Origin of the sequence: Mucilaginibacter glaciei (genome assembly GCF_014773245.1) — a bacterium.
GTDB lineage: Bacteria > Bacteroidota > Bacteroidia > Sphingobacteriales > Sphingobacteriaceae > Mucilaginibacter > Mucilaginibacter glaciei.
In genome coordinates, this window is the sequence record NZ_JACWMX010000005.1 from 403,080 (window position 1) to 428,726 (window position 25,647).

A 25,647-nucleotide genomic window follows, 5' to 3' on the forward strand; every position below is an offset into this window, starting at 1 on the left:
CTATTTACCTGCTGCCCTGATGGCGTTTTCTAAATTTTTGGATGATGTATTGCTGTCGATATTCTTCAGGCTGTCCCGCATCTGATCGCTGTTGTCAGCGGTGCGTTTCGTGCTGGAGGCGATAGACATTTGTATAAGGGTTTGGGCTTTGCTCTCGGCCAGTTGATCCTGCAAAGTTTTAGCACTGCCGCTGTTAATAGCATTGGCTTGCACTACCGCCAACTGTACGCCACGCATTGCGCCTGCAACTACGTTCGCCTGATCAGCTGATATGCCGGTGATCCCACCCGATAAAGCTGAACTATTCGCCGGAGTGATCACTCCCGCATCGCCTATAACTTTTAGCACATCTGCATATTTTGTAGATGCACCATCAACCAGGCCTTTGTAAAGTTCTTTAAGCTGCGCCTGCTCTGCGCTGTCCAGACCTCCGCCGCTCTCGCTTAATTCGGCAAACTTTTTATAGTACTCCTTTACAGCATCATTCAAAAATCCGCTCTCAAATTGGCTGATGAAGGCTTCACGGATAGAATCGCCGAAATCGTCAGAGAAATCCTTAAAGCCGCGTTTACCTGCCTTTAGGCCGTCCAAAATGGCTTTAGCTAATGAATTTGATGTAGTGCCGGTAAAAACCTGATCAAGTTCATCCTTGACGGCTTTGGTTGCATCATCAATGCTGCCCATCTCGTCCTTTACTTTTTTCAATTGCTCAAACCAGGTCTTAGTAGCATCCGTCAGTTTGCCTTCAGTGTACAGTTTCTCGAGCGTGTCGTAATCCACGCCGCCTAAACCGGCAAGATCTTGCACCACTTTCTTCTTTCTGGCTATACCCAAAAAGCCGCCGTATTTTTCGGTGTGCTCGCCGGTGACCTGCTGCCCGGTAGCCTGTATCTTTGCGAGCAGGGTATTGTAATCAGCGGTTGCCTGTAGTTTTTGAGTATCGAGCAGTTTCTGACGGGCAGCTAATTCTTGTAAGGCAAGATTAGTCAGGTCGGTTTGCGACCGAACCCGGTCACGCAGCAATGCGTTGTAATTTATCTCGCCGGTGATCAGGCTATCCTGGTAACGTTCTAATTCTTTCGCTGATGCAATAGCACTTTCTTTAGCTGCCTTAAAAAGACCAACCACGGCACCGACGGCTTTTATTACGCCTCCCACAACTGCACCTGCAATAGGGATGACACTTGTAATAGCTGAAACCGTTCCTAAGAAGCCGCCGCCGTTATTCGCTTTTGTCGCAGCAAAACTGGCAAAGGCCGTTTTTAATTTTGAAACGTTGGCAGTTAGGTTTCCCACTGTGTCGAACGCACGGGCAAACCCGTTGATCGTATTAGCGAGGTTATCATCTAAACCTACTAAGGCCTGCCCGATCTCACCTAATGCGCCGGCAATGGCCAGTGCGCCTTGCGCAGCGGTATTGTTTTTTATCGTGTCCTGCGCCTGCCGGATATACGCAATGATCTTTTCATATTGCTCTTTTGTTATCCGGCCTGCTGCTAATTCGGCATCAGCGGTAACCTGGGCTTGCTTTAAACGGAAGTTAGCCTGTTCTATCGTAAGGCTTTCAATAGTCTGCGCAAGACTGCGGTAGGTGTCTACCTGGCTCTCCGCATTAAGCTTCAATTGCTCCAACTCTGCCTCACCCTGATCCAATGCCAATTGCGCTTGCTTGTCCTTACCGGCTTTACGCAGGTCAGCAGCACGCTTCAAATACTTTTCCCTGATGAGATTTGCTTGCTCCTCAAAATTCAACGTAGACGAAAGGGCCTCCAGGTACTGCGCGGCCTGTTGTTTCTTTTCATCAACACTTGCTTTCAGTATCAATTCTTTGCGGGCCTGTAATGCACCGCTCAACGGGCCTGCCGGTATTGATGCGGCAAGGTTGTCCAGGTATGTTTTTAAATCTTCTCCCGATTTAAGCAGGTCGGCATATTCTTTATCGGCAGCATCTTTGCCCAGTTTGGTTTTATAGTCGTTGTATTCGGCGTATAAATTCTTTTTGGTATCAATATCCTTTGCGATGAAATCATTCTCATTCAATAAAGCTTGATTATCTTCCGCGCTGTTCTCGTTTTTCTGTAGCGTACGTTTGTTGATCTTAACCTTATTAGCAGGGTTAGCATTGTACTTATCAATGTCTGCCCGCAGCTTATTATACCCATCACGGATAGCCTGTAATTTCTGCTGATCATCGCTTATTGAGCCGGTGTTATATTTTTGGTTGAGGTCATATATCTTTTGCAGGATAGCCGCCCGGCGTTGCGCTTCACTCTCCAGATCACGCAGGCCTTTCGCATCTGCCTTTGTGCTGTAGGTGTCGATCAGCTTTTGCAGGGCTATTAGTTTAGCTTTTAAAGCGGATTGTTGCTTATCACCCGGAGCAAGTGCATCTAACTTTTCCTGCAATGCTTTTTGCAGGCTTTCCAGATCATTTTTACCTGAAGCCTCGCTAACTAACTTATTATAGTCAGCAATTAGCTTACCGTTACCTTTTGCAGATACCGCAAGACTTAAATCAATTGTAAATTTGCTTGAAGTATTACCCTTATTGTTAGTATCAACGTTAGCTTTATCGATCTCTGTCTGATAAACTTTTCGAATGTCCTTTATTTGTTGATTTATCCTGTCTTTGTAATTCTGTAACGCTTTCTCATTACTAAATGTAGCTTTACCACTTAGCACATCAAGCAGTCCTGTGCCAATACGTTCAGTTAAAGGGATGCCTGAAAGCCCCTTTGTATCTACATCAATTAGCTGACCCTGTAAATCCTGTATCTTGCTTGCCGCCGCTGCTGTCTTTGCGCTTGCCACAATTGAGGCTGTATAAGCATCTATCGCGGCTTTAGCTTTCCCAGCCTTTACCTCTTCATCGCTATATTGTTTTAAACGATCACCGGTAATTTCACGCAATTTGCTTAACGCGCTTATCCTTAATTCTTCAGACTTGGTATGATCAGTAACCGTCCTTGTAAGGCTCTCGGTTTGCTGTTTCAATGCTAAAGCAGCCTTTTCTCCTTTTATGTTAATATCAGTCAGATTTTTCTGACTCGCTTCTGCTGTGGTAGTAGCGTTGTAAAGGCTATAAGCTACGAGAGCAAGAGCAGCTATACCCGCTGTATAGGCGGCGGTTGTTATAGCACCCGCAAGCATTTCGCTGTTTAAAAGTACTGTTGCAGCCGTTTGGGCTTCCATTGCTCCCTGTAACAATAAGTGCGATAAGCTCTGCGCAGCGTTGGCTATGGCAGAGGCTTTGCTTAAAGCGACCTGTACGAGCAACGCTGCACGGTAACTGCCGTACACCACAATAAGTAGCTCAATGGTATCAAGTAAGCGTTGATAGTTATTGATTAGATCAGCCGCAACTGAAATTCCGCCTTTTAAGAATCCATCCGAACTTGAACCTATTTTGTTTAATAATTGCTGGAATGCATCTTCGAGGTTGCTTAATTGCCCCGTTAGTGTCAGACTCTGCTTTTGCATCAGGTTAAAGAATATTCCCGATGAACCCGTAAGGTTGTTGAACGCTTTTTCTATTTGAGGGAAACCCACCTTCCCACTTTCAACCAGTTTGTTAACCTGGTCATCGGTCACGCCAAATTGTTTAGCTAATTCCTGAATAATCGGGATGCCGCGACCGGTGAACTGTCGGATATCCTGTGAATAGGCGCGTCCCTGTGTTTTAAGCGTGCCGTACAAATAAATGATATCACTTAACGGGGCGGATACACCGGCCGCAATGTTACCGGTAGTAGTTAACACACTATTAATGTCTTTTGCGGCAAAGCCGTAAGCCAATAGCTGCTTGGTGGCAGTAGCCACTTCGGTAAGGTTAAACGGAGTAGTTGCTGCAAACTTTACCGTTTCGGCAAATAGCGCATCGCCTTTGGTTTTGCTTTTAAGGATGGTTTCATACGCAACGTTCAATTGCTCAAACTCGCCACGCACTTTTACTACCTCTGATAAGAAGTTCTTAGCTGCACTAATGGAAAAGTATGCCGTAGCCGCCTGCGCTGCCTTCTGCGCCCACTTATCCAACTCGGCACCGGATTGTTGCGCCTGTTGAGTAACCTTACGGTTAGTACTTTGAAAATCCCGCTCGCCCTGCAATAAGGTACGCAGCAACGAGGGGTTGTCAATAAGTATCTGAATATCTATAGGGCCTAATCCGTCCATTTTGTTTAATCTTCAAAGGCTTTGAAATCTTCTAATGAATCAGCCTCTTTAATGTCTTCTTTATCGCTACTTTCATAGGCCGGTGCATCGGCCAGCATCATTTGCAGATTGATCCAACTGATACCCCACATGAGGTAATGCCAGGTGAAACCGAGTTCTTTAATAATGTTAAAATTGTAACCCCAGGGGCTATGCATGCCGGAGCATTTTAACTCCCCTGATTTTCGTGGCTCAGATTTGGCGCGGTGATTTTCATCGTGGCAATCAATCTGATAGAAGTCGTAAAACTTTCCTTACTGGATAGCATTACCAATAAGTTTACTATGGTAAGCATCTGCATATTGTTCAGGTGCCAGTAAAGCCACCTTGAAACGATCCTTGTAAATAGTTTACCTCTCCAGTAACCGTGCAACCAGGCTACGGCGATGATGCTGCAAAGCGTACGGCCATGTTTCGTAAACAGCGCATGCGCGTTGCCTTCATCCATTTCTTTTAACTCATCAGCCTGAATACCCGTTGAAAGATATAGTGCGCTGATGCGTAGTAATGTACCCTGATTGGGCGCGAGCATGACCAGCTCAATGATCTTCCTGCCGAAAACCCGAAACAATAAAGGTGCGGTTACCCGCACCTTTATCCCTTGTTCGAGCAGCGTTGCGGCCGCTTGCTGTTCAACTTTCATTTTATGGTAATGCTACGGTAATCGTTACGAGTGCTTTGTTCTCAAATCCGTTTTCATCGGCTACGGCCAACTGGAATTTGTAAACGCCTTGAACAAGGCCGGTAACGTTGGTTCCCAACGCCGCAGGGGTTGTAATAACCGGCGCAGCGGCGCCATCAGGTTTGGAAACGCAACTCCATAGTTTGGAAGTGATCATCCCTCTGTTAGCTACTGCGGTACCTAACAAGGCAACGTTATCAACGCCTATGTTCTGGGCATTTCCTGCACTAACAAGCGGGTTAGTGTATTTAGAGATGCGCAATGCAGGTATGCCCGCACCAGTTGGTTTTAAAACGGTAATGGTAATTTCCAATAGGGGAACGCCATCCTGTTTGAATTCAGCGTTGAAAACGGCGCGTAATACACCGCGAGGTATTTCGATCAGCGTACCATCTTTGGTAATCACCTGGAAGCTACGCTCGATCACAGGAGCATAAGAAGGCTCTTCCCATGCACCATCAGCGGCGATATTACCGCCTTTGTAGGCAACCAACATATCGGGCGAATAATCGAACGTGCTGAATGCAAGCGTTCTTTTACCACGTTTAGAAAAAGATGCTTCGGGATCATCAAACTCTTCCGATTCCACATCGAAAACTGACTGCGCTTCTTCTTTCATAGAGGCAGTACCTTTGTAAGTAGTACCGCGCTGTACAAGCAATACGGCCATAGTACCCAGATCGGGTATCAACCCGTCTTTGATGGACTTTAATGAGTATGCAATTTGCTTTGGCATTTTATGATTGAGTAGGTGTATTTTATTAACCTGCCCTCGGTATGAGCGAGGGCAGGTAGTTAATTAATGTTTAGGCTTTGTCGGCATCTGCCGAGGCTTTCGCTTTGTCGGCATTTTGCTTTTTAGTGATGGCGGTCTTTAGCACCGTATCGCTTTTGTCGGGATTGGCCTCTTCACCGATCACCTCGGCGTATAGGGCTTCGAGTTTCTGGCGGTCTTCTTTTTTCTGCGCCTCGATCTGCGCTTCAGTCAGGCCTTCTTCTTTCTCGTCCAGATCCGTCTCATCATCCTCGCTATCAGTACTGGGCATAACGTCGATGCGCTCCAGGCTCATAGTTTGCTTATCTACTAAGTTTTTGGCGTGGTTACGGCAATCGCTATCGCTTAAAAATGCCTGGCCATCACTGGTAAAATATACCGTGTCTTTGTCCGCGTACGCACCAAAAATCTCTTTAGCGCGCTCGGTGTTCTTTTCTTTATTCATATTGGGTTTTTGAAGTTTAAATTGAAAACAGCGGCGCAAGGCCCGAATGACAATAGGTAGGCCGCAATGGCTCGAGGTGTTTGACCTGCCCGCTGTTTAAATATTGTTTAATTGCGCTTTAAACGGCTTTTAAATAAAGGTTCTTGAAATAGTATTCTACCGCCATAACTGCATTGCTCCAGTTGATGCGGCCACCTGTAACAATCATTAGCATACGAGCTGCCAGGTTATGGGCAAATGCGTCCTGATCTGCCTGATCGCTTTCCTTTACCGTATTTAATGCAGAGTTTAATACCATGCCATCGGGAAACTTACCAATCAAGTTTTTAGCATAGGTTAGCCCCGCGCTGACAACAGGCAGCTGCTTAACCAATTGTTCCCTTATCGTATTGTCAATAGTACCTGGTATCAGGTCGGTGATCACTACGGCCAGTGGCGAAGCCATTGCCGCACGAACGTTATTAACGATCACGATCGCATGTTCAACTTCTGCAATGCTGATTCCATCAGGGATGCCGTCAGTTGATACGGGTTTCGGTTTGGATGCAAAAAGGCTTGTAATAACTGCCCATGCTACTTTAAAAAATGTTTTCATTATGCTGCTTTGTTAAATAATGCTTGTTCAATTGTACGTCTGTTGGTAAGCGTTTTAGAAACTACCTTCAAACCATTTTGGGTCACCTTATTCCATTTAAGGAACTCGGCAGATGCACCGGCGTAATCACCGGCATTTAGTTTTTTAAGTAGTGTACTGCCTGCAAAGGCACCTACACCGATATTGTAGATAAGGCTAAGTAATGCCGCGCCCTGGTTGTCATTGATAGCAACTTTAGTCAGGCGGCGAACATCCGCCTCAAATTCTTTCATTTTAAAGAGCAATAGCTCGTCGGCCTGCGCGCGACTAATGGTATCAGCCATCTTTACCCGTGTGCCGTTCTGGTACCTGGTATTACCCCAACCGATAGTTGGTACACCTGCTATATCCAGGTATGCTTTTAACCGCAGGCCTTCCTGTCCTCCGATCAGGTCTTTGTCGTTCTGATCAACCGCCCATGCTTTTGTAGCGGTGTTTTTGAAAGCGGTTACTAACGGTATGGCTATCTGTATCATGCTTAATTGAAAAAAGAGTTAAACTTATTGGTGATCTTGGTTACAATGGCATCTTTCTCTTTGCCATTAATGGTCGCTACGTTCTCGAGTATGCTGATTGTATTCTCAAAACCGACCTGCGTAACCAATGCAATATGCAGCCAGTTAAAAGCCCATCCGGCAGCGTTTTCATCATGTTTAATGAATGACCGGTAAAGCGAATAGCTTACGCCGATCATCACCAGGTAACAGGCTACCTTCAGACTGAACCGTGATAGTTTTATGCTACTGATCGTTTCCTGTCTAACCCTTGCCGCCCAGATGCCTGTAAACAGCTCTGTAACGAATATTACAAGCAAGGCAACAAAACCACCCTGATCTAAACCAAAAACCTTGTCTACTACCGTCCAACTAAATGTGATGATCAGCAATTGAGAAGTAAACCCGTACTTACCGCTCGGTGCCATGCTCAACATAAACTCGGTCACAGAGTGATAATCAAAGGTTTTTAATAGGCGGGTAAAGTGGTTCATTGCTTGTTTTAATTACCGCCCCGCGATTTGCGGGGCGGTGATGGTTTGGATCTATTTTATACTTGGAGGTTATCGGGCTTAAGCAGCAATACCTGACGTGATGGCTGCGATGTATTTCAATCGTTTCGGCACGGCCATAAAGTAATGCCTGTAATTTAATTTGTTGGTTTGCGAACCTGTATCGCCTGAAGCTATGCTGAAATACTGCTTTGTTAAGCCAGTCTTTACAGCAATGTTGGCTTCCTGGAAAGCAATAGACGCTTTATATTGCGTAGCCGTTGGGATTGCGCCGTAAGCAAGCTTATTAGTACCGTTATAATTAGGGTTATTTACATAATTGTAAATCTTAAACCCTAAGATTACGGGAGCAACCTCACCTGACTTATAATTCACCAACTGATCTCCGAAGTTCTCACGGTCGACTAACAGATCATTCCAATGATCATCACACAATACCAGCCTTACGCCGTCCATATCGAAGCCAGCTGCAACACAAGCCGCTCTGAAATCAACCAGGTCAAGGTAAGTCAGCATCAAGCGGCCACCCGGTGTCTTTTTGATGATCTCCGTGCCATCAGCTTTAAACTTACCAGTACGGCCAGTAGAAACTAATACAGGCGTAGCGGCGGTGTTACCTGCCGGGGCTATCGAGTGAATAGCTTTGCTGTATTTCTTTTTCAGTATGGCAGTCGTGTGGGAGGTCGTTGCCGCATCGATTTTATTATAAGACGATCCTATAATTGCATCGTCACTAATGGAAGTTTGCGCAGTTTGGTATTTATCCAGTTTAACGATCACTTCATCGTCGGTATAGTCAACCAATGCCAGCGGATATGCTGTATTGTTGATAAATACTTCCGGTTCAAAATCTGTGGTCGGGATGTGAATAAGGTTTAACTCACTTATATCACCTGAACCCGATACGATAACTGGCACGTCAAGTTCAGTAATACCATTGAGCCACGGGGCGCGGTCGGCACGGGTTAAATTGGCTTCAACCCTCTTTAACCATAATCCAGGGAAATTGGCAGGCATAATGTTTTTTTATTTAGTGTAAATTAATAGGGGTATTAAATCTTTATTTTAAGGCAGCTTATTCAAATAACTTATCGTAAGCCTCTCTGTGGTCTTTTTGGAAAGCAAGCTTCTTTTCGTAGCTCAATTTCTCAAAATCGTCAATCGTCTTAGGAATATCGGCTCCCAAAGTGGTATTGGCAACATTAGCGTTCAGGCTTACTTTACCTGGCTTTGCGCCGATTAGCTTCGCAGCAAGTTTGAAGTTGGTAGTAGCCAGACCGATATAGTCTTCGCGCTCACCCGCTAAAATCTTCTCTTCCAGTATCGCTCCATCTACCAGCGTTTCCGCTTGTAATTTCAATGTAGCATCCAATTCCTTTTGCAGGGTCTCGTTTTGGCTTTTTGCGCCGGTCAATGCCAGGTTAAGCCGTTCTATAGATGCATTCACATCGGATTCGCTCTCGGCGTTGGTTAATCCGTGCGCCACTAACACCACCAGACAGGCGGCGGATAATTTGAATTTTTCCATTTTTGGATTATTAAGTTTTGATTCTTTTGCTGATAAGTTTTGAAGTGATAGCTTAATGTCATCTTCCGCTATTAACTCCCCAGTATTCTTGTTATAAAGAGCAAGCGCGCTTGACAAGCTTGGTACGCCACAAACGGATAATTCCATTACCTCGGCTTTAACGAGATCCCAAATACCGTCTGGCTGACGAACAAAGCAATCTTCGGCGTCATTGTAATCGATGCCTAAACCAAACGATGCACCTTTGACGAAACCACGATCAACCTTACCGGCTAATATGGCCGATGTCGGATCATCCATATCAAAATTGGCATCCATCAAAACCTGCGCACCTTCTACCCGGCGATTAAGCCAGTTGCCACGTACGCTTTCCGTTTGATTGATGTGGCCATCCAACATCACCGGGTTTTGATCAAACCGGTCATAGTTAAGCCCTGCGTTTCGGACGCGGAAACCATAGCTGTTAACTACATTTTCATCATTTGCTACAAAGGTTTTTAGTTTCTTATCTGCCACTTGTTCGTTGTTGTTAAACCAAAGATGCAAGCATCTTTAGGGTTACTCAAATAACGCCGCAAGGGTTGCACAACTATTTAAATACCAGTCTGTTTAACTACACTTTTGCTACCATAAAACAAGTTTTATGGCATTAAAGAAGACTCAGGAACGGGAATACGCAAAGGTTTTGTACCTCTCTGAAAATATCAGTCAGAAGGATTTAGCGGCGCGTGTTGGCGTTACGGAGAAGACCTTAAGCGGCTGGATCGAGCAGGGAGGCTGGAAGAACCTTAAGCGCTCACTGCTAACTACAAGACAAAACCAGTTAAACATGCTTTATGATCAGTTAGATTTTCTAAACACAGAGATTTCTAAACGCGATAACAAAGCCGCCACAAGCAAGGAGGGGAATACTATTATACAGCTTGCCAACGCTATCAAAAAACTTGAAATACAAACCTCTGTTGGGGAAACGATAGAGGTTGCCAGGGCCTTTATTGGCTACGTAGGCAGTAGCGATATCGAATTGGCTAAAAAGGTTACCGTGTTCTTTGATCTGTTCATCCAAACCAAAATGAAGTAATGACCGCAGCTGATAAGAAATTCTGGGCTGAGTGGGAAACCTTCAGGGATAATATGTACAAGGCTACACCGGTAGACCTTAACGAAACGCCTTTAGAAAAACGCAAGCGTATTGCCAAACTGGAAGCAAACCCTGAACAGTGGTTTAAATTCTACCTCCCTAACTTTTACACCTCCGAGGCTGCGCCATTTCATATAGCCGCTACTAAAAGGGTTTTAGCCAACCCCGAATGGTACGAGGTGCGCTCATGGGCAAGGGAGCTGTCCAAATCAGGCCGTACCATGATGGAAGTTCTTTACCTGGTATTGACAGGTAAAAAGAAGAATATCCTGATGGTGTCCAGTACTTACGATGCCGCCGTTCGTTTGCTATTACCTTATAAAACCATACTGGAACTAAACGACCGGATCATCAACGATTATGGTGTGCAGCAAACCATCGGCAGTTGGGAAGCGGGCGAGTTCAAGACAAAAGGCGGCGCAGCGTTCCGGGCATTAGGTGCGGGACAGTCGCCACGTGGTACACGTAATGATGCTTTCAGGCCTGATGTTATCCTGATCGATGATATCGACACTGACGAAGAGTGCCGTAATAAAGAGCGAATTAAAATCAAGATCAAGTGGATTGAAGAGGCCCTTATTCCAACGCGTTCTATCTCTAACCCACTAATGATCATCGTTTGTGGAAACATCATTGCGAAATATTGCTGTGTAACCGAACTGGCCAACAAAGCTGATAAGCACGATGTCATCAACATCATAGACAAATTTGGCAATAGCACATGGGCAAAGAACACCCCTGAAATGATCGCACGTATTCGCAAGACGGTTAGCTCAAACGCTTTCCAGAAGGAATACATGAATAATCCGATCATAGAGGGCGGCACATTCAAAGAGATCACCTACGGCAAGCCCCCTAAAATTAATCGTTGTGATATGGTGGTTGCTTATAGCGATCCGTCGACCTCTGATAAAAACGGCGGGGTAAAAAGCGCGGCAAGTCACAAGTCTATTGTTATTGTCGGGTTTAAAAACTATCAATATTTCGTGTACTGGCTTCGGGTTGATCAGATCAATAACAGTGGCTTTGTCGATTGGCTCTTTGAAGCTGAAGACTACCTTGACCGCCACGATGTCGATCCTAAGAAAATCTACATCGAAAATAACAGCCTGCAAGACCCTTTCTACACACAGGTGATCCAGCCGCTTATTAAGACCCGGACAAAGGAGCGTAAACGCAACGACCGTCCGCCGATCACGCCTGACAGGCGGAAGAAGCCCGATAAGTTCTTCCGAATCGATGGAACGCTCGAGCCGATCAACAGGGAGGGCAATCTGATCTTTAGCGAAGAGCTTAAAAACAGCCCGCACATGACACGGATGGAAGAGCAGATGCTTGCCGTGAATGAAACGTCGAAAACGATGGACGGCCCGGATGCGCTCGAGGGTGCAGTCTGGAAAATACAAAAACGATCAACCAAAGAAGACAGCGACTACGCTTCGGAGCAACGCGCTGACAGACATCATTAAATATGGCATTTTTAGAGAAAACAGATTTTAGTTCGGTTATACGGATGTATGAACTGGACACCATTACAGCCAATGACGACACATTGGTTGACCAAGCAATTGAGGCCGCAATCGAAGAGGTCAGCGGTTACTTTGTTCCCAATGATAAAAAGCAGTGGGATGACGGAAGGCCGCATTATGATGTGGAAGCTATTTTCAATGCGACCGGCACAAACCGTAACGCGCTGATGATGGCAAACACCAAAATAGTTGCGATATGGCATTTGCTGATACTTTGTAACACAGGCTTTGAATATGAAGAGGCAAAAGACAGGTACGATAGATCAACAACTTACCTTAAGAAACTTGGAGCGGGAGAAATAAATAGCCGTACACTGCCGCGCATCACCGTTGAGCCACCTGAAGATGAGTTGCCTTTTCAGATGGGTAGCAGACCTAAATTTAATCACGAATAAAACCTTAATTAATATGAATTTAATGCAACGGGCCACGGCTGCAATTGCCGCATGGAACTTATCTGCAAATAGTGATACCAATACTAACCGTAAAGGAAACTTTCTGCCCCATGATCTGAAGAGCACGTTCCAAACGCGTCTTGACATTAAAGACTGGAAAGAGGCCGAGGCTCTTTACTATTCGCAGGATCCTAAAACTTTCGCCTTGCAAAACATCCTTACTAATATCATGAAGGATGCCTTTTTGACCTCGCAGGTTGAAAACAGGATGCAACAGATCTTCTCACTCGATATCAGGTTAACTAAGCTAAATGGCGATGTAGACGACGAGCAAAGCAAGCTGTTAAAGAATATGCCTATCTATCGCTTTTTAACGCGCAAATCGCATGAAAAGCTGTTTTATGAATACAGCCAGGTAGAGCTGAGTATTGGCCAGACCATAGAGGGGCGCAAGTACATGATCGGTGACCTGATACCACGTACCAACTTTGTACCGCAATTAGGTTTGTTCTATCCTGACTACGCAGATGACAGCAAGAAGATCGCCTATCGGGACATGCCGGAGTTCGGCACCTGGATATTAGAATTCTGGAATAAGGATATGCCGTTGCTGAACAAGGCCGTGCCGTACGTTTTGTTTAAACGTTTTGCCGAAAGCTGCCATAGCGAGTTATGCGAGATTTACGGCATCCCGCCGCGTTGGTTAAAAACCAACACGCAGGATAAAAAGATGATGACCCGCGCCACCAAGATGATGAAGGACATGGGTGCGGCCAGTTGGTTCATTATTGACGAGGAGGAGGAGTTCGGCTTTGCCGAAGCTGCTGTAAATACCAATGGCGATGTGTATGCCAGCCTCAACGGCACGTGCTGTAATAATCTGGGCTTATTGATTGTCGGGGCTATCTTAGGGCAGGACACTAAAAACGGGAGCAGGTCGAAAGACGAGGTCGCGCAGGATATGTTAAGCTTGTTGGTACAAAGCGATAGCGCGATGATTGCCGAGGATTGGAATAACATTATTTTACCGGCACTTAAAAAACATGGCTTACTTACGGGCGATCTGACTTTCGGTTTTGTGCCGTCAGAAAATACCGCGCAGCTCTTTGACCGGGTGATCAAGACCCTCGAATATTACGAAATCGACCCGAAATGGTTTGAGGAGAAGTTCGGCATCCCGATCACAGCGGTAAGGCAACAAACGCAGCCCTCTAAAGAAAAAGATAAGCAAAAATTAAAAGCAGACCTGTTAGCCGACAATGATTTTTTTGGGCAGGCCCGTCAGCGCTTAAATGCGGGAGCGGGCTTGGTGGGCTAAAGTTTGAAGAGCTGCAAGACCGGCTTTATGATCTATATACCGATTGCTGCGGGCACAACACCTTACAGCTAATTATTGACGATGCACCCAAAGACTATCAGGATCACATTGATAACCTGATCGATCAAATATTTAAAGCGAAGGCCGCACCCGACTCCGACCCGCTCCTGATCAGGACGTATGGTAAGCAGTTAGAAAACGCGGTATTTGAGGGCTATGGTAAAAAATTAGCTGGCGTTGATTGGGACACGCCTGATTATAAAACCATAACTGCTTTACAAAATAACGTTTGGCAATTCAGCGCGGCTAAAACGCATACCCAGTTACGGGATATGAGTAAAGCCCTTGTACGGCCAGACGGTGCCATCCGTGACTTTAAAGAATTCCAGATAGAAGCCCGCAATATAACCGGCAAGCATTTAACCTGGTTAAAAACGGAATATGATACCGCTTTAGCTTCAGGGCAGATGGCGGGTAAGTGGCAAACGATACAGGAGCAAAAAGACACCTTCCCGCTGCTTGAGTTTGATGCGGTGTTGGATGATCACAGCTCTACAATATGCCCGCCGTTAAACAAAGTGCGCCTGCCGGTCGATCACCCATTCTGGCTGAAGTATTACCCGCCAAATCACTTTAATTGCCGTAGTACAGTAAGGCAGGTTCGTGACGGTAAGATCACCGCTGATAAGGATATCGTTTACCCTGAAAAAATGGGTGCTATATTTGAGAATAACGTAGGGGTCACCGGTGTGATCTTCCCTCCGGGCCATGCGTACTATACCGATGTTCCGGCCCACGTGATCAATAATGCAACGCTGTATATGCCGGTTAAGGATCAATACATCGTGAAGTATAAAGCCACCGATGGCACGGAGCTTACGGTAAACCGTAAAACCGAAATTGCGAATAGTCCTGATTTAAATAAATTGATCAAGATCGGCAAAACGCTTACCGATAAAGGCTATACGATCGATCTCCTGCCGGAGATTTATGCAAAAGAAACGAGTTTGCGCAAAGCTTTGCTACCGGAAGTGGAGGCAGGCAAAAACCCCGATATGCTTTTTGATGGCAAATACACTGAGATCAAAACGCCTGGCGAACCGGTTACTTATAAAAAGCTATTGCGGAACATAGCCAATGGTGCGCAGCAGGCCGACAGGGTGATCGTTTTATTGGAAGAAGATTATGACGTTGCATTATTGAAGCAAGCAGCCGCAGACAGGTTTAAAAATGTGGCCGGGTTAAACGAGGTGGGCTTTGTGACGAGCGATGGTGAATACATCGAATATGTAAGAGGTAAAAATGAGTAAGGGCTAAAGAAATTAATCCTTAGCCCTTACTGCGCAGAGGTACTCGGCCCCTGCAATACAAATGTAAGGTAATTATTTTAATAAAAGCAAACATGAGCGAACAGCAGGGAGCGTTAGCCTTCGGAGTGATCAGGGCCAGGTTAGCCGCAGTTGTACAACAGCTGCCGCTTATATTGGGTAACGAGGCTGTAAACTATAGTTTGGATGCTTTCAGAAAGCAAGCCTGGGAGGGCAAACCGTGGCAGGCGCGTAAAAGCAAGAAAGATACGAGCCGCTCGATACTTGTTAAATCGGGTCGCGGGCGGCGCAGCATCCGCATTATCAGCACTACCGCTAATTCGGTCACCATCGGTTCTGACGTTGGCTATATGGCCGTGCACAACAATGGTGGCGAAATCAGTAGAGCTGCGCGATCAGAGACGTTCGTTCGTAACCGCTTTGTTAAGGGGACTAAAAAAGGGAAGTTTAAAAAAGGCACTACAGACGGGCAAGGCATGAGCTTTAAGGCTTATAGCTACCGGATGCCACAACGGCAATTTATAGGCCATACCGCCGCATTTGAATATCAAATGAAGCAAGTAGTAAGGCGCGAACTCATTAAAGCATTTAAAGGATTTAGAAAATGAAAATACCATTTTTAACAACACAACAGTTATTAAACGAGCTTAACCTGTTTAGTTGGATAGCTGAAGATAACGGGGAGCTTGATGAATATGAGACGAAACCAAGCGTGCCGCCGAACTGTGCGCTGATTACCATCAACGTGATCAGCACGCAGGACATTTCAGATACCCGCCAGATGGTCAAAGTCGCTATAGTGATCAGGTATTGGTATAGCCTGGCTAAAACGGAAACATCTAACAAAGCCCCGGTCGAAGCAGTAATGCGCAGCTTGGCTTACAACGATGTGCCGGATGCCGTTTACAAAAAGTTACAGGGCTATGCTGATGACGAGTTAGATACTTTTAGCAGGCAAAGTGATGTAAAGGAAACGCGAAGGGATAGTTTGCAGGTTAGGCGAATGACTTATACGACGAGTTACTTAGATCTGGGAGCAGAAGAGTAACTAAACTGCCTGAGCGAACAGGTTTAATTGTTCGGGGTTCAATTCAGAAGGCTTCATTCCTTTATAATACATCAGGGTTCGGTAGCTGATGTGAATGTTACGCTCAGGCAGTCTTTTTTTAACAATACGGGTATCAGGGATATCCGCCTCCTTTAATTCTTTGTAGACGGACAGGACGTGCGCTACATGCTTTAAATGATTTTTGTTATTGTAGGCCATTGATACAAAAATACCATAGCCCGTTCAATTTATTTGCAACACATTCCAGGGTAATAGTTTACTAAAAAGCTGCCTGTAAGGTTTGTTTGCCTCGTGGAGGGATTTACAGCCCTCACACTCGTATATCTTATCTTTCCCTGTATTATCTATCACTGTGAGCTTACCGCCACACTCCGGGCAGCAATTAAAGTTTAAAATCATGTTCCAAAGTTAAAAAACTGTTATTAGTTTTGCTAATATAATTAGTAAATAGGTTATGGGGACATCAATCAACTTTGACGGAAAAACTACAGCAAAGAAAATTGTAGAGCAAGCGAAATTTAACAACCTATGGATTCATCACAGGGGTTCTAACCAGTGGTTTACACCGGAAGAATTTGAAGAGTTTGCTATCGTGGATATTATCCAATACGGTAACAGATCGGAAAACTTTATACACTGTGTACTTTCAGACCCAAAAGACGAGATCAAGTCCCGCATGGAACGGCAAAACAAATTCGGCATCGAAACGAAAAGTTTTATTGACCGGGTGTTTACTTATTACAAGTTTAAGGATAAGCAGGAGAAGTAGAAATTTGATTTAAGGATTATAATTTACCGGCTTCACATTGCCCGGCACATACAATGGATGGCGCGGGCTCCCGTCTTTATTGATTATAAGTGCCTTGGCTCGAGGAAACATTTTTATCACTTCGGATGCGCGATCTTTAACGTCAAACGCACCCCAAGAAAAAATAACATCTACGCCTAAAGCACAAGCCATTCTTAAATACGTGTTGTTTTCTCCGATTGCATCAGCGCAGGTTTTAAGGTCTTCAGGGTAAGGTGATATAAACGCGAAAAGGTTCATCATACAAACACCACCGTAACCCCAATCAGCAGCAAGTTTCTTCACACGCCTAATGGTGGGATCGTCTTTTGATTGTGTTGCCGTGGAGGGGTTCAACCCAATAAATATCACAAAAGGCTTTTCACGGTTCCAATGTCGAAATAATAAATATCTGTACATTCCGCAAGGGCTGAATATGGCAGAACGACTGTTGTCATCAAATAAATCCATACTTATTTTTTAATATAATCTTTGACGTTACCGGCTCGGTCGTAAACCGCTTTAAGGCCTTTGCTATGCAGGTGCTTTATATAGTCGCTTTGCTGCTTGCTGTCCAATTTCTCAAAATGCTTTACACTCCAGTAATCCGGGTGTGTTGATTTAGGGCCTGCGGCGATTTCGGCAAGCAGCTCGTTATAATTCCTTACCAGATTACTAACCGTATGCTTATTGGCAAACAGAAAGTTCTTTGATGTGAAGTAACTATCCAATATCGGGGCATCAATTTTTATCAGTTTGATCTTGCCGCTATCGGCTGCGCTTACCATGTATTTAATGCCTTTATGCTCCAGGTACTTATTGCAGAACAGTGCAAGCTTTTTATTTGCAGGCATGGCAGGCTCAACCGTCAAACGTAAGAGTTTAAGGTTCTCCACGTCCTTTTCGCTCTGCGGTACAGATGATAAGAGTGTATTGAATTGAACATCATTTAAAGGCTGTTTAATTGCTATTGAAATGCAGGTTAAAATACCGGCAGTATATTGCAATTCGATACTGCCGGTTATTTTTGGTGAGGTAAGTGTGTAGTTGGTAATCATTTTATATCCTCGTTATCAAGACCATTGAACAACATCTTTATACTCGATGTCAACGTAATCCTCTATATCAGATTTATTGATAAATCGATGAAAAAATTTACTATTGTAAAATACGATTTGATCGCCGGAGCTTACGACTGTACGAGCTTTGACCACCTGGCCGTTGGCAGGTAATTTATCTTTAACATTTATCCATTCTGAAAGTAATGCTTCACTTTTTGCATCACTTAGGGGTTTTTCTTCTGTCATAATTTATTTATTTAATCCCCGTAAATAGTCCGGGTAAACGTTTGTTTCGTAAATATTGACCATAATGCCAAGCTGCTGAAGGTCGAGCTGCATAAGCGGTTTTTCGTACTTCTGTTTTAACAGCCACTCGTCAATTATCTGCAAGATTTCGGCGGTTTGCTTGCCTTTATGCATCAGCTTGCAAATGGCTATCATCTTTTTGCGTTGCTGATCGCCGGGCGGTGGTGTATTGTATCTGGCCATGCGCCGCATCAGCTCGTTATACTCGGGATCCGTTAAAGCTTTCAGGCTTTCCGTACGGCCTTTTGTGAATTCAGAAACAACGTCTTTGTATTCTAATCGGTTCTTTTTGCAGATGGCAAATAGTTGTGAGTAATTGCGTTTCATTTTATTTAAAGAAATCTGGTAATTCGTAATTATCTTCAATTAATCTATCATGTAAATTTTGATCTGTAGCAACGTATTTTGGGGTTTCTAATGTCATGGCCAGTTGTGGGAATTTTCGTCTTTGTTCGTAAAGCTCTTTAACTATTAATTCTAAGGCTGACTCGGCACCTCGCCTTAGAACGTCATCAAAAAACCATCCTTCATTGCCGCTGTCGAGTATCAGTGCGTTATAGATAAAATTATGTGCCTCATACTCAGGCAACGTTATAGGGATATCTACTTTGTGTAATTCCCGTTTTAAATACAAATAGAGCTTTGCCTTAACTAACATGATGTTATCGTTAAAGCTTTCTGTACGGTGATTTAGACGCTCGTACTCAGCCAAAAATCGATGTTCTTTGGAAGTTTTATCTTTTGGTGTTAGGTGATCTATAACGAACGTGTTAATAATCGTTCTGATATCTTTTGCCTGCGATTCTACGCTGTCCTCGATGCCATCATCGCCACTTCTAATGGTTTCGGCAATACCTGTCAACAAAAACTTAATTTGATTAAAACTATCAAGAACGACTGTAGCTTCAACTTTCATGATATCAATACTTAATATTTGTCCAATGAATTACTCTGCCCTTATATTTTAGTTCAGGGTCATTCATCAATATTGGAATCCACCATTTCTCAAAATCTTCCCAATCGGCAAAGCCGTCACTAATTGCAAATTCGTTCCGTTCAGGATATCCATAAATCAGGGTATCATCTACCGATACCTCGAGCTTACCATTATAGTAAGTCATGTACACGTCCTGCACAGAGCGGCAATCCATTTCAATAAACTGTCGGTATTCTTTGGAAAAGCGGCCACCTGTGTACATGTGCATGGTTATGCCTGGCCGCCAACGTCCTTTGGCATCTTCCCTGATCGTGTGAATTTTAGAACCTGTTAGAATTGGCTCTACAAATTTTTTGTTGAATGATATTACCATGTTGTTAATCTGCTATTATGCTAATCCCCAAAATCATTGCTAAAGAGCGTTCGAGTTTTGCGCCTGGGCTTAAATACCAGTTTGGAAGCAGGGCCAAATACCTTGCACATACAAGAGCAACTAAAGCTACCCTCATTTCTCTTTTCCAGTTATTCAGATCAGACGCGACCAGATCGCAGGGGTTGAGTACGAAGTAGCCTTTCTCCTCCAATTCGATCTGCTTTACTTTAAAGTTGTTGTAAGCTTCCGAATAGTCCATTCCCGTAACCTTACCAGCCACGTAGATCACGGGCTTGTCTTGTGTGTTTTCTGCCAGCCGGGCGGCGATGTTTTGAATTTCTGTGATCATATATTGTGTTTTTTAAGAAGGTCTATAAATGCTAATTCTGCTGTTTGTTCCACAACTCCGTTTCCGAGCATCCGAAGAAGATCTTCTCTAAAGTTGTACCCATTAACTGTGCATCCCACGCCGGATTCAACGATGCGGGGGTGTTCCCATTCGTGTTGCTGTTCTCCAGGCCTGGCAGGCCATTTTTCAACTCTCCGCGAAGTACCATTCGTGTTAAGCTGTTTTGATTGTCTCCTTTCACGCACTTGGTAGCTTCCGATGCAACTGGAGTCGGATATTGTTTCACCATTGTCCTCAAATCCGGGCTTTTTCGTTCCCTCTCTGACGGACAATCGCCCCGGTATGAAGCTTTCGGTGTAGCCCAAGCTTTTACTGCCCCCGTCAATTTCAACGCAATCCCTTTTGACCGGCCGCGCTTGTCTCGATTCACATTTTGATAATCTCCGGAACTTGCAATAGCTGTCGGCCACTGCAAGTATGAAGAGCCGTTTCCGCTCATGTGGTGCGCCAACTTCTCGCGCACTGTATATGCCTGCTTCAACTCTGTAACCCAATGCTCGTAAGTCTTTGTAAACAGTATCAAATCCCAATGACAAGTGATCGTCGACGTTTTCGAAAAAGCACCAAACAGGTCTAATTGAGTTGATATGAGATTGTAAATACGGCCAAAGGTGTCTGGGGTCATCTTCGCCAAGTCGCTTACCGGCTGTGCTAAATGGCTGACAGGGATATCCGCCAATAATTCCGTGTATTTTTCCGTGAAAGCTATGTGCCGGAAAGGTTTTAGCATCCGTCCATATAGGTGACGCATCCACCAAACCCTTTTCCATCTGAGCAACCAAGTTGAAAATGCAAAAGGCTTCGATCTCCACATAAGTCGCAACGGTAACATTTCCGATAGCTCGTTCAAGCCCTCTTTCGAGCATACGACCTCCTGTGCAAAAGCTGATGATAGTTGGTGATTTGAAGGTATTATCCACATTTTTTATTTTATTTCTGAATGATATTGGAGGTTGTAATTGATGCGGGCCTTTTCGCTCACTTTGCACCAAACCACTAAAAAGGTCAGTACCATAGCTACGATAATGAGTATTACCCTGTATTGTGCGTTAGTCATGCTTAAGCCCTCCCTTGAACTCTTTAATAGCTTTACAGATAGTTATTACAAGCAGGGTGATAAAGCCACCCTGAACGGCCATGTAAACCCACCGGAAGAGCGGCGAGTAAAACAGCAAGCCGTATGTAATGATAAATAGCACGATGGCCAGTAGGATGATTTTAGTTGATGCTTTCATGTAGTTAATTAGGTTAAGAACCCGGCAGGGGAAACGAACCCCTGCCATGCTCCAAGCGGGTTAAATTTATTTAAAGTGAATACTCACGCCTGTCCCAGACCGCCCAACTTGTATATCGCAATCGAAGTCGATAACTAATGCTGAAAGCTCCTTTAACTGCCTTGTATTAAGTTGGTGTGTGTTTACTTTAACAGCTATGATTTGGCAATCTTCTGTTATAATTTTAGGTGTCGCATCATCAAACACTACTTCTAAATTCCTTGTTAGCTTGTTCTTGTGTGAAAATCATTTTATTATTATTTAATTGTGGCATTATTACCATCGAACCTGCCCCGGTATCGAACCGGGATCGTTCCAAACCAGATTATCGCTCGTCAATTGTTAGGTCATCGACATTAAGAAAGGTGAAGTGCTTAGTGCCGCACTCCCCGCACACGACTTGTATATCGATCAAGCTTTCTCCGCCTATGTCCACTATCTCTGTGTCTAATTGATCAGTGGTTAATAGCGCATCGCATTTTTTGCAAGTCATCATACTTCAGCTCCCCCTTCCAGGTAATGCTTAATACTGCCGAAAAAGGATATCGTACTTTCCTCGGCCCTGCGCTTTGCTTTATTCTTGGTTTGACCTTGTGCCAGGTTTCTGTTAGCATCATTGATCATGGCGTTGATAGTGGTTAAGAGCGTTGACTTTGGGCGTAGCTCTGTGTGAATTCCGTTTACTTCGATTTTTATTGGCATTTTATTGTTATTTAAAAAGTTCTGGACTGGTATCTCTACAGCGGACTGTCGCAACAATCCGCTGTGCATCGTGTATAGCTTTTCTGAAGTCGGCCTCGTCGTCAGGGTGTACGGTTTTATCCGGATCATCTGCAACGTCATTCCAGGCGTTCCATGCCGCTGCCAACAGGTTCATTACCTTATTCTCGCGTTCCATTATATCGATGAGAAATTGAGTTGAATATTCTTGTACTGGCCGTCATCCCCTCGCACCCACACGCGGTAATACTCTTTGCTTGTAGGGCGGTTGATAGCCTGATCAATGAAGCCCATTGCCTTATCATAGCGGGGCTTAATGTGTGCAGGAACGCGTGAGGCATGTTTTTTAAGACTCAATACCTTGTCAGTGTCTAACTCGCCACGGTTCTTTTCAAAGGCATCGCTAATGATATCCCTGATCCACGCCGATGCGCTCTCCAGCTCGTCGGCAAAAATTGCGTCTAATTCGGCCTTGGCCAGTTTGATAAAGCTTTCGTCAAAGTGGATCGGCTCGTTGATCGATACCTCTACCTTGATGCTGCGATCAAAGTTGTAAAGTGTGATACCGCCTTTACCTTTACCCTGTATCTTGCCATTATTGGAGGCTAAGAACTCACTGTAAAGCTGTTCGCAGGTTGTTTTGATGAACTGTTTAAAAGAAGATAATTTGTCGTTGATTAATAAGGCATCTTTAGCCATTTTAAAGATGCTGACCTCCCTTTTACGCTCGAACTGTGTGATACGTGCGTAAGGAATAGTTGTGCCTTCTTCGTCAAGCCAAATCTTATCGGCGGGTTTTTGTTGTTGAATTGTTAATGTGCTCATGCGTATGTTTTATCTAATAAATTGATTTGCTGTGTGATTAAATTCTCTTCGTAAGTCCATCCTGTACCGAGGTGCCGGTTTTGGAAATACAGGTAATAAGCTTTGCCTTCGATGTCTGTTAAGCTGATGCTGTAGCCGTCTTTTTTTTTGGCTTCAAGACGCGCTCGCAGCTTCTTATAAACCGAAGTCATGATGTCTTTTAAAGGGCTCTCGGCCATATCGTAAGGCACTTCGGGTATGATTACTTTATCAAAAACCTCTTTAAGTGCCACCGCCTGTTGATAGGTTAGTTTAATTGTCATTTGCTCTTCCTTCCATTATCATTAGCTTGGTAAAGAGTTTATTGTAATGCTCTCTGAACTTTTTATCTGTATCGGTAAGGTCTTCTACCTTGGCCATCGACACGCTTACTGTTGAGTGATCCCGTCCGAAATATTCGCCGATTGTATTCACGGTTGCTTTCAGCACGAACTTTTTCATCAGATACATACCCATGTGCCTCGCATCGGTATAAGTACGCATCCGGGTTGCGCCTATTAAGCCGCGTTTGTATACATTAAAATGGGCGCACACTACTGATGATATATCATCGTAGCTGAGTAACCTTAGTGGCCGTTTAGGCACTGTCAGCCTTACTCTTTCAATAAAATACATAGTTGGTTGGCAGTATATCATTTTGACTCCTCCAGTCTTGTCATGGCCTCGATGCATGACAGGTACATCCTTTTAAATTGTTTATTAGTAATTAGCAGCTCACTTGCACGGTTCAAGGCTCTGTGCGTATGGCTTCTTGTAAGCGTTAATGCAGTGGCGATTGCGGTATTCGCATAGTTCTCCTCGTCCATCAACACTATTGCGATTAGTCGCGCAAACGTTGGGTATTCGGCTTCTTTTCGCTTAAGCTGATCGACCTGAACACCGGTTACCGCTTTTACCAGTATGATGGTTTCTTCTATAGTCATATCATCGCCCTCACGTGTTCAAATCGCATCATGAATAGCTCGTCATTCAAGAGCCGCTTATAGCTGTGAATAAACAGATACTCCTCCAGCATGTAAGGCACATCGAACTTGCAGTCATAAGAAAATGGCAGGAAGTCAGTATCATTACGGCTACTCCATTCGTTGTTAAAAAACCCTCTGAATAGCGGCGAGTACTCAATCTCAAACCGTACGGCCGGCCATCCCTCGCAAAGGCTTTTTACGAACATCTGATACTGATAAAACTGATGTTTACAGTAATGCTCTTCCGTCCATTCAAGCAGTTCGCATACCTCCGACAATTGGCTGTTGTTTTCCGCTCTTACCAGTGCGATGTGGGTTCTTTTAATGATCAGCTCCTTGGTTTTCATATGGCATTCATTGTTTTTTGGCCGTAAATGAGCGCGGCCCGCTCTTCATCAATCGTTAATTTGCAACCTTCAACACGGCCACTTACGCTTACCGTAAGCCCCTCCACATAAAAGATCAGCTTTGATAGTTTTTTCACAAGCTTCGCGCTTGCAGTGTAAGGCTCACCTTTCTCTTCGTGAGCGAGGAAGATGAAAAGCACGTCTGGGAAATCCTTTAGCAGCTTCTCGTATTTTCCGTTATTCAATTCTTTCGTGTAAACTGTTATGTTATCGATCACTACTATTTTCGGTGCGCCTCTCTTCTTCAGCCTGACGTAAAGGGTTTCGATACTTTCGTATCTCTGCCATTGTATTTGTTCGTTGAAAGGATTGATCCTTGCACGTCTTAAGCTGTCTACAAAGGCCTTACCCGTGCCCTCCTCGGCACTGATATAATGCACCTTTAAGATGCCGCTTAACATTTGCGCGAGGAGGAGAGCAAACCAGGTCTTGCCGTTTTTCTCTCTTCCCCAAATCATCCAAGACCCGTGTCGCTCCGGCTCGCCCATCGCTTTTTTCCATATCCCCTCCAACTCAAATACATCATGCTTGATATCGAAGAGGTTTTGCGTTGTTAATGCCCTCTTCATGCCTGTTAGTCGTTTAATAGTAAAAGACTTTCTGCCCTGCGCAAGCCGCCGATGGTTTCCTTTTTGAGGTCTTTTGTATTACCCAGGCATTTGATTACGATATCGTTTAATTGGCTTGTATCTTCCATATTGACGATTAGAACCTGTTCAATCAAGTTCTTATGGAATGCGATTCTCTCTTCTCGACCTTGCGGTACGGTAGATGAATAGCTTTCGCTAAATCGGCTGAATATCTCACGATACCCTACTTTTTTATTGCGAATACCTTTTTCGATTTGCTTGCGCAGGCCGTCAGCTCCCATCAGGTACCAGCCGCAGACATTTTCCGTGGCATTCCATAGTTCTTTTAATTCTAAAAATGCGTTGTACTCCAAGTCTCCTGCCTCGTCGACAATAATTATAGGCTCCGGTACCATTGTAAGCCAGTATTTTATGTTCGCTTTTACCTCGACATATCTATCGTTGTGGTCTACACCGATAGTCCGGGCGATCTCACGAATAAAGGCCTGCTTGGTTTTGCATTGGGATGCATCTACATAGAAACAGTTGATAAGCGAACGGCATAGATACTTAGCTGTGAACGTTTTGCCTATACCGCACTCATCAACGTATATCCGGGCTTTAGAATGTTGCTTGCAGAAAAGCACGTCCTCCTTGATTGTCACAAATACGTCAGTCTCGGCAAGGTGCCATTTCTTGTCATTCATTTTAACGTCCAACAGGCGTGCTATTGTTAACCACTTGCCATTGGATAAAAGCTTGTCTGTTTTGCCGCTTTTTAAAGTGCTAAAGACCGCTTCATTAATGCCATACTTATTTGCGAATGTGGTGTCAAAACCACTGTATTGTGCCCTTGCTTCCATTAAGGCAGCAACTATCTTCTTTTTAAATTCGTCGGTTATTTGTATCATTT

38 protein-coding genes and 1 pseudogene are annotated in these 25,647 nt (G+C 44.4%); 8 read left to right on the top strand and 31 right to left on the bottom strand.

All coding sequences use genetic code 11. From position 1 onward, the window contains the following. From IDJ76_RS14205 to IDJ76_RS14250, 10 genes are all read right to left on the bottom strand, one after another. Positions 1–4,173 carry a tape measure protein gene (locus tag IDJ76_RS14205; protein ID WP_191163994.1) on the bottom strand — a complete coding sequence of 1,391 codons (4,173 nt, stop codon included), beginning with the start codon at positions 4,171–4,173 and terminating at the stop codon, positions 1–3. A gap of 5 nt (positions 4,174–4,178) precedes the next feature. Continuing rightward, complete coding sequence (locus IDJ76_RS14210; protein WP_191163995.1) at positions 4,179–4,370, bottom strand: hypothetical protein; 192 nt, start codon at positions 4,368–4,370, stop codon at positions 4,179–4,181. A gap of 11 nt (positions 4,371–4,381) precedes the next feature. Further along, a complete protein-coding gene (locus tag IDJ76_RS14215) occupies positions 4,382–4,855 on the bottom strand; it encodes a hypothetical protein (protein WP_191163996.1) in 474 nt (157 codons plus the stop codon). A 1-nt stretch (position 4,856) separates the two neighbouring features. Continuing rightward, a complete protein-coding gene (locus IDJ76_RS14220; protein ID WP_191163997.1) occupies positions 4,857–5,630 on the bottom strand; it encodes a PKD domain-containing protein in 774 nt (257 codons plus the stop codon). A 70-nt stretch (positions 5,631–5,700) separates the two neighbouring features. Then, positions 5,701–6,114: a hypothetical protein gene (locus IDJ76_RS14225; RefSeq protein ID WP_191163998.1), complete on the bottom strand. Its 414-nt coding sequence runs from the start codon at positions 6,112–6,114 to the stop codon at positions 5,701–5,703. 118 nt (positions 6,115–6,232) lie between these two features. After that, entirely contained in the window at positions 6,233–6,709 is a 477-nt protein-coding gene (locus tag IDJ76_RS14230; RefSeq protein ID WP_191163999.1) for a hypothetical protein, read from the bottom strand. Further along, a complete protein-coding gene (locus IDJ76_RS14235; protein ID WP_191164000.1) occupies positions 6,709–7,224 on the bottom strand; it encodes a lysozyme in 516 nt (171 codons plus the stop codon). The genes IDJ76_RS14230 and IDJ76_RS14235 overlap by 1 nt, the downstream gene beginning before the upstream one ends. Before the next feature lie 2 nt (positions 7,225–7,226). Further along, positions 7,227–7,736, bottom strand: a complete 510-nt coding sequence (locus IDJ76_RS14240; protein WP_191164001.1) for a phage holin family protein — start codon at positions 7,734–7,736, stop codon at positions 7,227–7,229. A 78-nt stretch (positions 7,737–7,814) separates the two neighbouring features. Then, on the bottom strand, positions 7,815–8,771 hold the full coding sequence (locus tag IDJ76_RS14245; RefSeq protein WP_191164002.1) for a phage major capsid protein: 957 nt from the start codon (positions 8,769–8,771) through the stop codon (positions 7,815–7,817). 58 nt (positions 8,772–8,829) lie between these two features. Beyond that, positions 8,830–9,798 carry an HK97 family phage prohead protease gene (locus IDJ76_RS14250; RefSeq protein WP_191164003.1) on the bottom strand — a complete coding sequence of 323 codons (969 nt, stop codon included), beginning with the start codon at positions 9,796–9,798 and terminating at the stop codon, positions 8,830–8,832. 127 nt (positions 9,799–9,925) lie between these two features. Here IDJ76_RS14250 and IDJ76_RS14255 point away from each other — a divergent pair, with 127 nt between their 5' ends. The 7 genes from IDJ76_RS14255 to IDJ76_RS14285 all read left to right on the top strand — a co-directional run bounded on the left by IDJ76_RS14255 (position 9,926) and on the right by IDJ76_RS14285 (position 16,041). Continuing rightward, positions 9,926–10,363 (top strand): helix-turn-helix domain-containing protein, encoded by a 438-nt coding sequence (locus IDJ76_RS14255; protein WP_191164004.1) that lies wholly within the window; start codon positions 9,926–9,928, stop codon positions 10,361–10,363. Continuing rightward, entirely contained in the window at positions 10,363–11,892 is a 1,530-nt protein-coding gene (locus tag IDJ76_RS14260; RefSeq protein ID WP_191164005.1) for a hypothetical protein, read from the top strand. Before IDJ76_RS14255 ends, IDJ76_RS14260 begins: the two co-directional genes overlap by 1 nt. 2 nt (positions 11,893–11,894) lie before the next feature. After that, positions 11,895–12,347, top strand: a complete 453-nt coding sequence (locus tag IDJ76_RS14265; RefSeq protein ID WP_191164006.1) for a hypothetical protein — start codon at positions 11,895–11,897, stop codon at positions 12,345–12,347. A gap of 13 nt (positions 12,348–12,360) precedes the next feature. Then, complete coding sequence (locus IDJ76_RS14270; protein ID WP_191164007.1) at positions 12,361–13,665, top strand: phage portal protein family protein; 1,305 nt, start codon at positions 12,361–12,363, stop codon at positions 13,663–13,665. A gap of 332 nt (positions 13,666–13,997) precedes the next feature. Then, complete coding sequence (locus IDJ76_RS14275) at positions 13,998–14,975, top strand: CdiA C-terminal domain-containing protein (RefSeq protein WP_191164008.1); 978 nt, start codon at positions 13,998–14,000, stop codon at positions 14,973–14,975. A gap of 92 nt (positions 14,976–15,067) precedes the next feature. Continuing rightward, a complete protein-coding gene (locus IDJ76_RS14280) occupies positions 15,068–15,601 on the top strand; it encodes a phage virion morphogenesis protein (RefSeq protein ID WP_191164009.1) in 534 nt (177 codons plus the stop codon). Next, positions 15,598–16,041 carry a hypothetical protein gene (locus IDJ76_RS14285; RefSeq protein ID WP_191164010.1) on the top strand — a complete coding sequence of 148 codons (444 nt, stop codon included), beginning with the start codon at positions 15,598–15,600 and terminating at the stop codon, positions 16,039–16,041. Before IDJ76_RS14280 ends, IDJ76_RS14285 begins: the two co-directional genes overlap by 4 nt. On the opposite strand, the gene IDJ76_RS14290 is transcribed toward IDJ76_RS14285, so the two are convergent. Continuing rightward, positions 16,042–16,260: a hypothetical protein gene (locus IDJ76_RS14290; RefSeq protein WP_191164011.1), complete on the bottom strand. Its 219-nt coding sequence runs from the start codon at positions 16,258–16,260 to the stop codon at positions 16,042–16,044. It abuts the gene before it with no gap. Between the two features lie 256 nt (positions 16,261–16,516). On the opposite strand from IDJ76_RS14290, the gene IDJ76_RS14295 reads away from it, so the two are divergent. Next, positions 16,517–16,831, top strand: coding sequence for a hypothetical protein (locus IDJ76_RS14295; protein ID WP_191164012.1), 315 nt, complete (start codon positions 16,517–16,519; stop codon positions 16,829–16,831). Positions 16,832–16,840: 9 nt separating this feature from the next. Here the strand turns inward: IDJ76_RS14295 and IDJ76_RS14300 are convergent, their stop codons facing one another. From IDJ76_RS14300 to IDJ76_RS14385, 20 genes and pseudogenes are all read right to left on the bottom strand, one after another. Then, positions 16,841–17,320, bottom strand: coding sequence for a DUF1643 domain-containing protein (locus tag IDJ76_RS14300; RefSeq protein WP_191164013.1), 480 nt, complete (start codon positions 17,318–17,320; stop codon positions 16,841–16,843). Positions 17,321–17,322: 2 nt separating this feature from the next. After that, positions 17,323–17,907, bottom strand: coding sequence for a hypothetical protein (locus tag IDJ76_RS14305; RefSeq protein WP_191164014.1), 585 nt, complete (start codon positions 17,905–17,907; stop codon positions 17,323–17,325). Positions 17,908–17,922: 15 nt separating this feature from the next. Then, the gene (locus IDJ76_RS14310) at positions 17,923–18,156 is read right to left on the bottom strand and encodes a hypothetical protein (RefSeq protein ID WP_191164015.1); all 234 of its coding nucleotides are present in this window, start codon (positions 18,154–18,156) and stop codon (positions 17,923–17,925) included. A 3-nt stretch (positions 18,157–18,159) separates the two neighbouring features. Beyond that, positions 18,160–18,543, bottom strand: coding sequence for a hypothetical protein (locus tag IDJ76_RS14315; RefSeq protein WP_191164016.1), 384 nt, complete (start codon positions 18,541–18,543; stop codon positions 18,160–18,162). Position 18,544: 1 nt separating this feature from the next. Beyond that, positions 18,545–19,132, bottom strand: coding sequence for a hypothetical protein (locus tag IDJ76_RS14320; RefSeq protein WP_191164017.1), 588 nt, complete (start codon positions 19,130–19,132; stop codon positions 18,545–18,547). 4 nt (positions 19,133–19,136) lie between these two features. Next, a complete protein-coding gene (locus IDJ76_RS14325) occupies positions 19,137–19,526 on the bottom strand; it encodes a hypothetical protein (RefSeq protein ID WP_191164018.1) in 390 nt (129 codons plus the stop codon). A gap of 4 nt (positions 19,527–19,530) precedes the next feature. Further along, positions 19,531–19,875: a DUF4406 domain-containing protein gene (locus tag IDJ76_RS14330; protein WP_191164019.1), complete on the bottom strand. Its 345-nt coding sequence runs from the start codon at positions 19,873–19,875 to the stop codon at positions 19,531–19,533. 31 nt (positions 19,876–19,906) lie between these two features. After that, complete coding sequence (locus tag IDJ76_RS20835; RefSeq protein ID WP_224746340.1) at positions 19,907–20,083, bottom strand: hypothetical protein; 177 nt, start codon at positions 20,081–20,083, stop codon at positions 19,907–19,909. A gap of 82 nt (positions 20,084–20,165) precedes the next feature. Further along, a pseudogene (locus IDJ76_RS21250) lies at positions 20,166–20,855 on the bottom strand (DNA cytosine methyltransferase); the annotation flags it as partial. 5 nt (positions 20,856–20,860) lie between these two features. Next, positions 20,861–20,992, bottom strand: a complete 132-nt coding sequence (locus tag IDJ76_RS21015; protein WP_262892225.1) for a hypothetical protein — start codon at positions 20,990–20,992, stop codon at positions 20,861–20,863. Further along, positions 20,985–21,170, bottom strand: coding sequence for a hypothetical protein (locus IDJ76_RS14340; RefSeq protein WP_191164021.1), 186 nt, complete (start codon positions 21,168–21,170; stop codon positions 20,985–20,987). Before IDJ76_RS14340 ends, IDJ76_RS21015 begins: the two co-directional genes overlap by 8 nt. A gap of 531 nt (positions 21,171–21,701) precedes the next feature. Beyond that, complete coding sequence (locus IDJ76_RS14345; RefSeq protein ID WP_191164022.1) at positions 21,702–21,911, bottom strand: hypothetical protein; 210 nt, start codon at positions 21,909–21,911, stop codon at positions 21,702–21,704. A gap of 7 nt (positions 21,912–21,918) precedes the next feature. Continuing rightward, positions 21,919–22,107, bottom strand: a complete 189-nt coding sequence (locus tag IDJ76_RS14350; RefSeq protein WP_191164023.1) for a hypothetical protein — start codon at positions 22,105–22,107, stop codon at positions 21,919–21,921. Further along, positions 22,107–22,754 (bottom strand): DUF3164 family protein, encoded by a 648-nt coding sequence (locus tag IDJ76_RS14355; protein ID WP_191164024.1) that lies wholly within the window; start codon positions 22,752–22,754, stop codon positions 22,107–22,109. The genes IDJ76_RS14350 and IDJ76_RS14355 overlap by 1 nt, the downstream gene beginning before the upstream one ends. Beyond that, positions 22,751–23,056 (bottom strand): hypothetical protein, encoded by a 306-nt coding sequence (locus IDJ76_RS14360; RefSeq protein ID WP_191164025.1) that lies wholly within the window; start codon positions 23,054–23,056, stop codon positions 22,751–22,753. The genes IDJ76_RS14355 and IDJ76_RS14360 overlap by 4 nt, the downstream gene beginning before the upstream one ends. Next, positions 23,046–23,429, bottom strand: a complete 384-nt coding sequence (locus IDJ76_RS14365; RefSeq protein ID WP_191164026.1) for a helix-turn-helix domain-containing protein — start codon at positions 23,427–23,429, stop codon at positions 23,046–23,048. The genes IDJ76_RS14360 and IDJ76_RS14365 overlap by 11 nt, the downstream gene beginning before the upstream one ends. Next, entirely contained in the window at positions 23,426–23,716 is a 291-nt protein-coding gene (locus tag IDJ76_RS14370) for a hypothetical protein (protein ID WP_191164027.1), read from the bottom strand. The genes IDJ76_RS14365 and IDJ76_RS14370 overlap by 4 nt, the downstream gene beginning before the upstream one ends. After that, positions 23,713–24,105 (bottom strand): hypothetical protein, encoded by a 393-nt coding sequence (locus IDJ76_RS14375; RefSeq protein WP_191164028.1) that lies wholly within the window; start codon positions 24,103–24,105, stop codon positions 23,713–23,715. Before IDJ76_RS14375 ends, IDJ76_RS14370 begins: the two co-directional genes overlap by 4 nt. Next, a complete protein-coding gene (locus tag IDJ76_RS14380) occupies positions 24,102–24,734 on the bottom strand; it encodes a hypothetical protein (RefSeq protein ID WP_191164029.1) in 633 nt (210 codons plus the stop codon). The genes IDJ76_RS14375 and IDJ76_RS14380 overlap by 4 nt, the downstream gene beginning before the upstream one ends. 5 nt (positions 24,735–24,739) lie before the next feature. Next, on the bottom strand, positions 24,740–25,645 hold the full coding sequence (locus IDJ76_RS14385; protein ID WP_191164030.1) for an ATP-binding protein: 906 nt from the start codon (positions 25,643–25,645) through the stop codon (positions 24,740–24,742). Between the last annotated feature and the right edge of the window lie 2 nt (positions 25,646–25,647).

Excerpts from the sequence above, each read along its gene's own strand:
- IDJ76_RS14285 (WP_191164010.1), top strand. The coding sequence starts at position 15,598 with ATGAAAATACCATTTTTAACAACACAACAGTTATTAAACGAGCTTAAC.
- IDJ76_RS14375 (WP_191164028.1), bottom strand. The coding sequence starts at position 24,105 with ATGAAAACCAAGGAGCTGATCATTAAAAGAACCCACATCGCACTGGTA.
- IDJ76_RS14385 (WP_191164030.1), bottom strand. The coding sequence starts at position 25,645 with ATGATACAAATAACCGACGAATTTAAAAAGAAGATAGTTGCTGCCTTA.
- IDJ76_RS14235 (WP_191164000.1), bottom strand. The coding sequence starts at position 7,224 with ATGATACAGATAGCCATACCGTTAGTAACCGCTTTCAAAAACACCGCT.
- IDJ76_RS14225 (WP_191163998.1), bottom strand. The coding sequence starts at position 6,114 with ATGAATAAAGAAAAGAACACCGAGCGCGCTAAAGAGATTTTTGGTGCG.
- IDJ76_RS14295 (WP_191164012.1), top strand. The coding sequence starts at position 16,517 with ATGGGGACATCAATCAACTTTGACGGAAAAACTACAGCAAAGAAAATT.
- IDJ76_RS14300 (WP_191164013.1), bottom strand. The coding sequence starts at position 17,320 with ATGGATTTATTTGATGACAACAGTCGTTCTGCCATATTCAGCCCTTGC.
- IDJ76_RS14325 (WP_191164018.1), bottom strand. The coding sequence starts at position 19,526 with ATGGTAATATCATTCAACAAAAAATTTGTAGAGCCAATTCTAACAGGT.
- IDJ76_RS14215 (WP_191163996.1), bottom strand. The coding sequence starts at position 4,855 with ATGAAAGTTGAACAGCAAGCGGCCGCAACGCTGCTCGAACAAGGGATA.
- IDJ76_RS14280 (WP_191164009.1), top strand. The coding sequence starts at position 15,068 with ATGAGCGAACAGCAGGGAGCGTTAGCCTTCGGAGTGATCAGGGCCAGG.
- IDJ76_RS14360 (WP_191164025.1), bottom strand. The coding sequence starts at position 23,056 with ATGACAATTAAACTAACCTATCAACAGGCGGTGGCACTTAAAGAGGTT.
- IDJ76_RS14275 (WP_191164008.1), top strand. The coding sequence starts at position 13,998 with ATGAGTAAAGCCCTTGTACGGCCAGACGGTGCCATCCGTGACTTTAAA.
- IDJ76_RS14310 (WP_191164015.1), bottom strand. The coding sequence starts at position 18,156 with ATGACAGAAGAAAAACCCCTAAGTGATGCAAAAAGTGAAGCATTACTT.
- IDJ76_RS14270 (WP_191164007.1), top strand. The coding sequence starts at position 12,361 with ATGAATTTAATGCAACGGGCCACGGCTGCAATTGCCGCATGGAACTTA.
- IDJ76_RS14340 (WP_191164021.1), bottom strand. The coding sequence starts at position 21,170 with ATGAAAGCATCAACTAAAATCATCCTACTGGCCATCGTGCTATTTATC.
- IDJ76_RS14230 (WP_191163999.1), bottom strand. The coding sequence starts at position 6,709 with ATGAAAACATTTTTTAAAGTAGCATGGGCAGTTATTACAAGCCTTTTT.
- IDJ76_RS14265 (WP_191164006.1), top strand. The coding sequence starts at position 11,895 with ATGGCATTTTTAGAGAAAACAGATTTTAGTTCGGTTATACGGATGTAT.
- IDJ76_RS20835 (WP_224746340.1), bottom strand. The coding sequence starts at position 20,083 with ATGGTACTTCGCGGAGAGTTGAAAAATGGCCTGCCAGGCCTGGAGAAC.
- IDJ76_RS14380 (WP_191164029.1), bottom strand. The coding sequence starts at position 24,734 with ATGAAGAGGGCATTAACAACGCAAAACCTCTTCGATATCAAGCATGAT.
- IDJ76_RS14255 (WP_191164004.1), top strand. The coding sequence starts at position 9,926 with ATGGCATTAAAGAAGACTCAGGAACGGGAATACGCAAAGGTTTTGTAC.
- IDJ76_RS14240 (WP_191164001.1), bottom strand. The coding sequence starts at position 7,736 with ATGAACCACTTTACCCGCCTATTAAAAACCTTTGATTATCACTCTGTG.
- IDJ76_RS14245 (WP_191164002.1), bottom strand. The coding sequence starts at position 8,771 with ATGCCTGCCAATTTCCCTGGATTATGGTTAAAGAGGGTTGAAGCCAAT.
- IDJ76_RS14355 (WP_191164024.1), bottom strand. The coding sequence starts at position 22,754 with ATGAGCACATTAACAATTCAACAACAAAAACCCGCCGATAAGATTTGG.
- IDJ76_RS14260 (WP_191164005.1), top strand. The coding sequence starts at position 10,363 with ATGACCGCAGCTGATAAGAAATTCTGGGCTGAGTGGGAAACCTTCAGG.
- IDJ76_RS14220 (WP_191163997.1), bottom strand. The coding sequence starts at position 5,630 with ATGCCAAAGCAAATTGCATACTCATTAAAGTCCATCAAAGACGGGTTG.
- IDJ76_RS14370 (WP_191164027.1), bottom strand. The coding sequence starts at position 23,716 with ATGACTATAGAAGAAACCATCATACTGGTAAAAGCGGTAACCGGTGTT.
- IDJ76_RS14315 (WP_191164016.1), bottom strand. The coding sequence starts at position 18,543 with ATGAAACGCAATTACTCACAACTATTTGCCATCTGCAAAAAGAACCGA.
- IDJ76_RS14210 (WP_191163995.1), bottom strand. The coding sequence starts at position 4,370 with ATGCATAGCCCCTGGGGTTACAATTTTAACATTATTAAAGAACTCGGT.
- IDJ76_RS14330 (WP_191164019.1), bottom strand. The coding sequence starts at position 19,875 with ATGATCACAGAAATTCAAAACATCGCCGCCCGGCTGGCAGAAAACACA.
- IDJ76_RS14205 (WP_191163994.1), bottom strand. The coding sequence starts at position 4,173 with ATGGACGGATTAGGCCCTATAGATATTCAGATACTTATTGACAACCCC.
- IDJ76_RS21015 (WP_262892225.1), bottom strand. The coding sequence starts at position 20,992 with ATGACTAACGCACAATACAGGGTAATACTCATTATCGTAGCTATGGTA.
- IDJ76_RS14320 (WP_191164017.1), bottom strand. The coding sequence starts at position 19,132 with ATGAAAGTTGAAGCTACAGTCGTTCTTGATAGTTTTAATCAAATTAAG.
- IDJ76_RS14345 (WP_191164022.1), bottom strand. The coding sequence starts at position 21,911 with ATGCCAATAAAAATCGAAGTAAACGGAATTCACACAGAGCTACGCCCA.
- IDJ76_RS14350 (WP_191164023.1), bottom strand. The coding sequence starts at position 22,107 with ATGGAACGCGAGAATAAGGTAATGAACCTGTTGGCAGCGGCATGGAAC.
- IDJ76_RS14365 (WP_191164026.1), bottom strand. The coding sequence starts at position 23,429 with ATGATATACTGCCAACCAACTATGTATTTTATTGAAAGAGTAAGGCTG.
- IDJ76_RS14290 (WP_191164011.1), bottom strand. The coding sequence starts at position 16,260 with ATGGCCTACAATAACAAAAATCATTTAAAGCATGTAGCGCACGTCCTG.
- IDJ76_RS14305 (WP_191164014.1), bottom strand. The coding sequence starts at position 17,907 with ATGATTACCAACTACACACTTACCTCACCAAAAATAACCGGCAGTATC.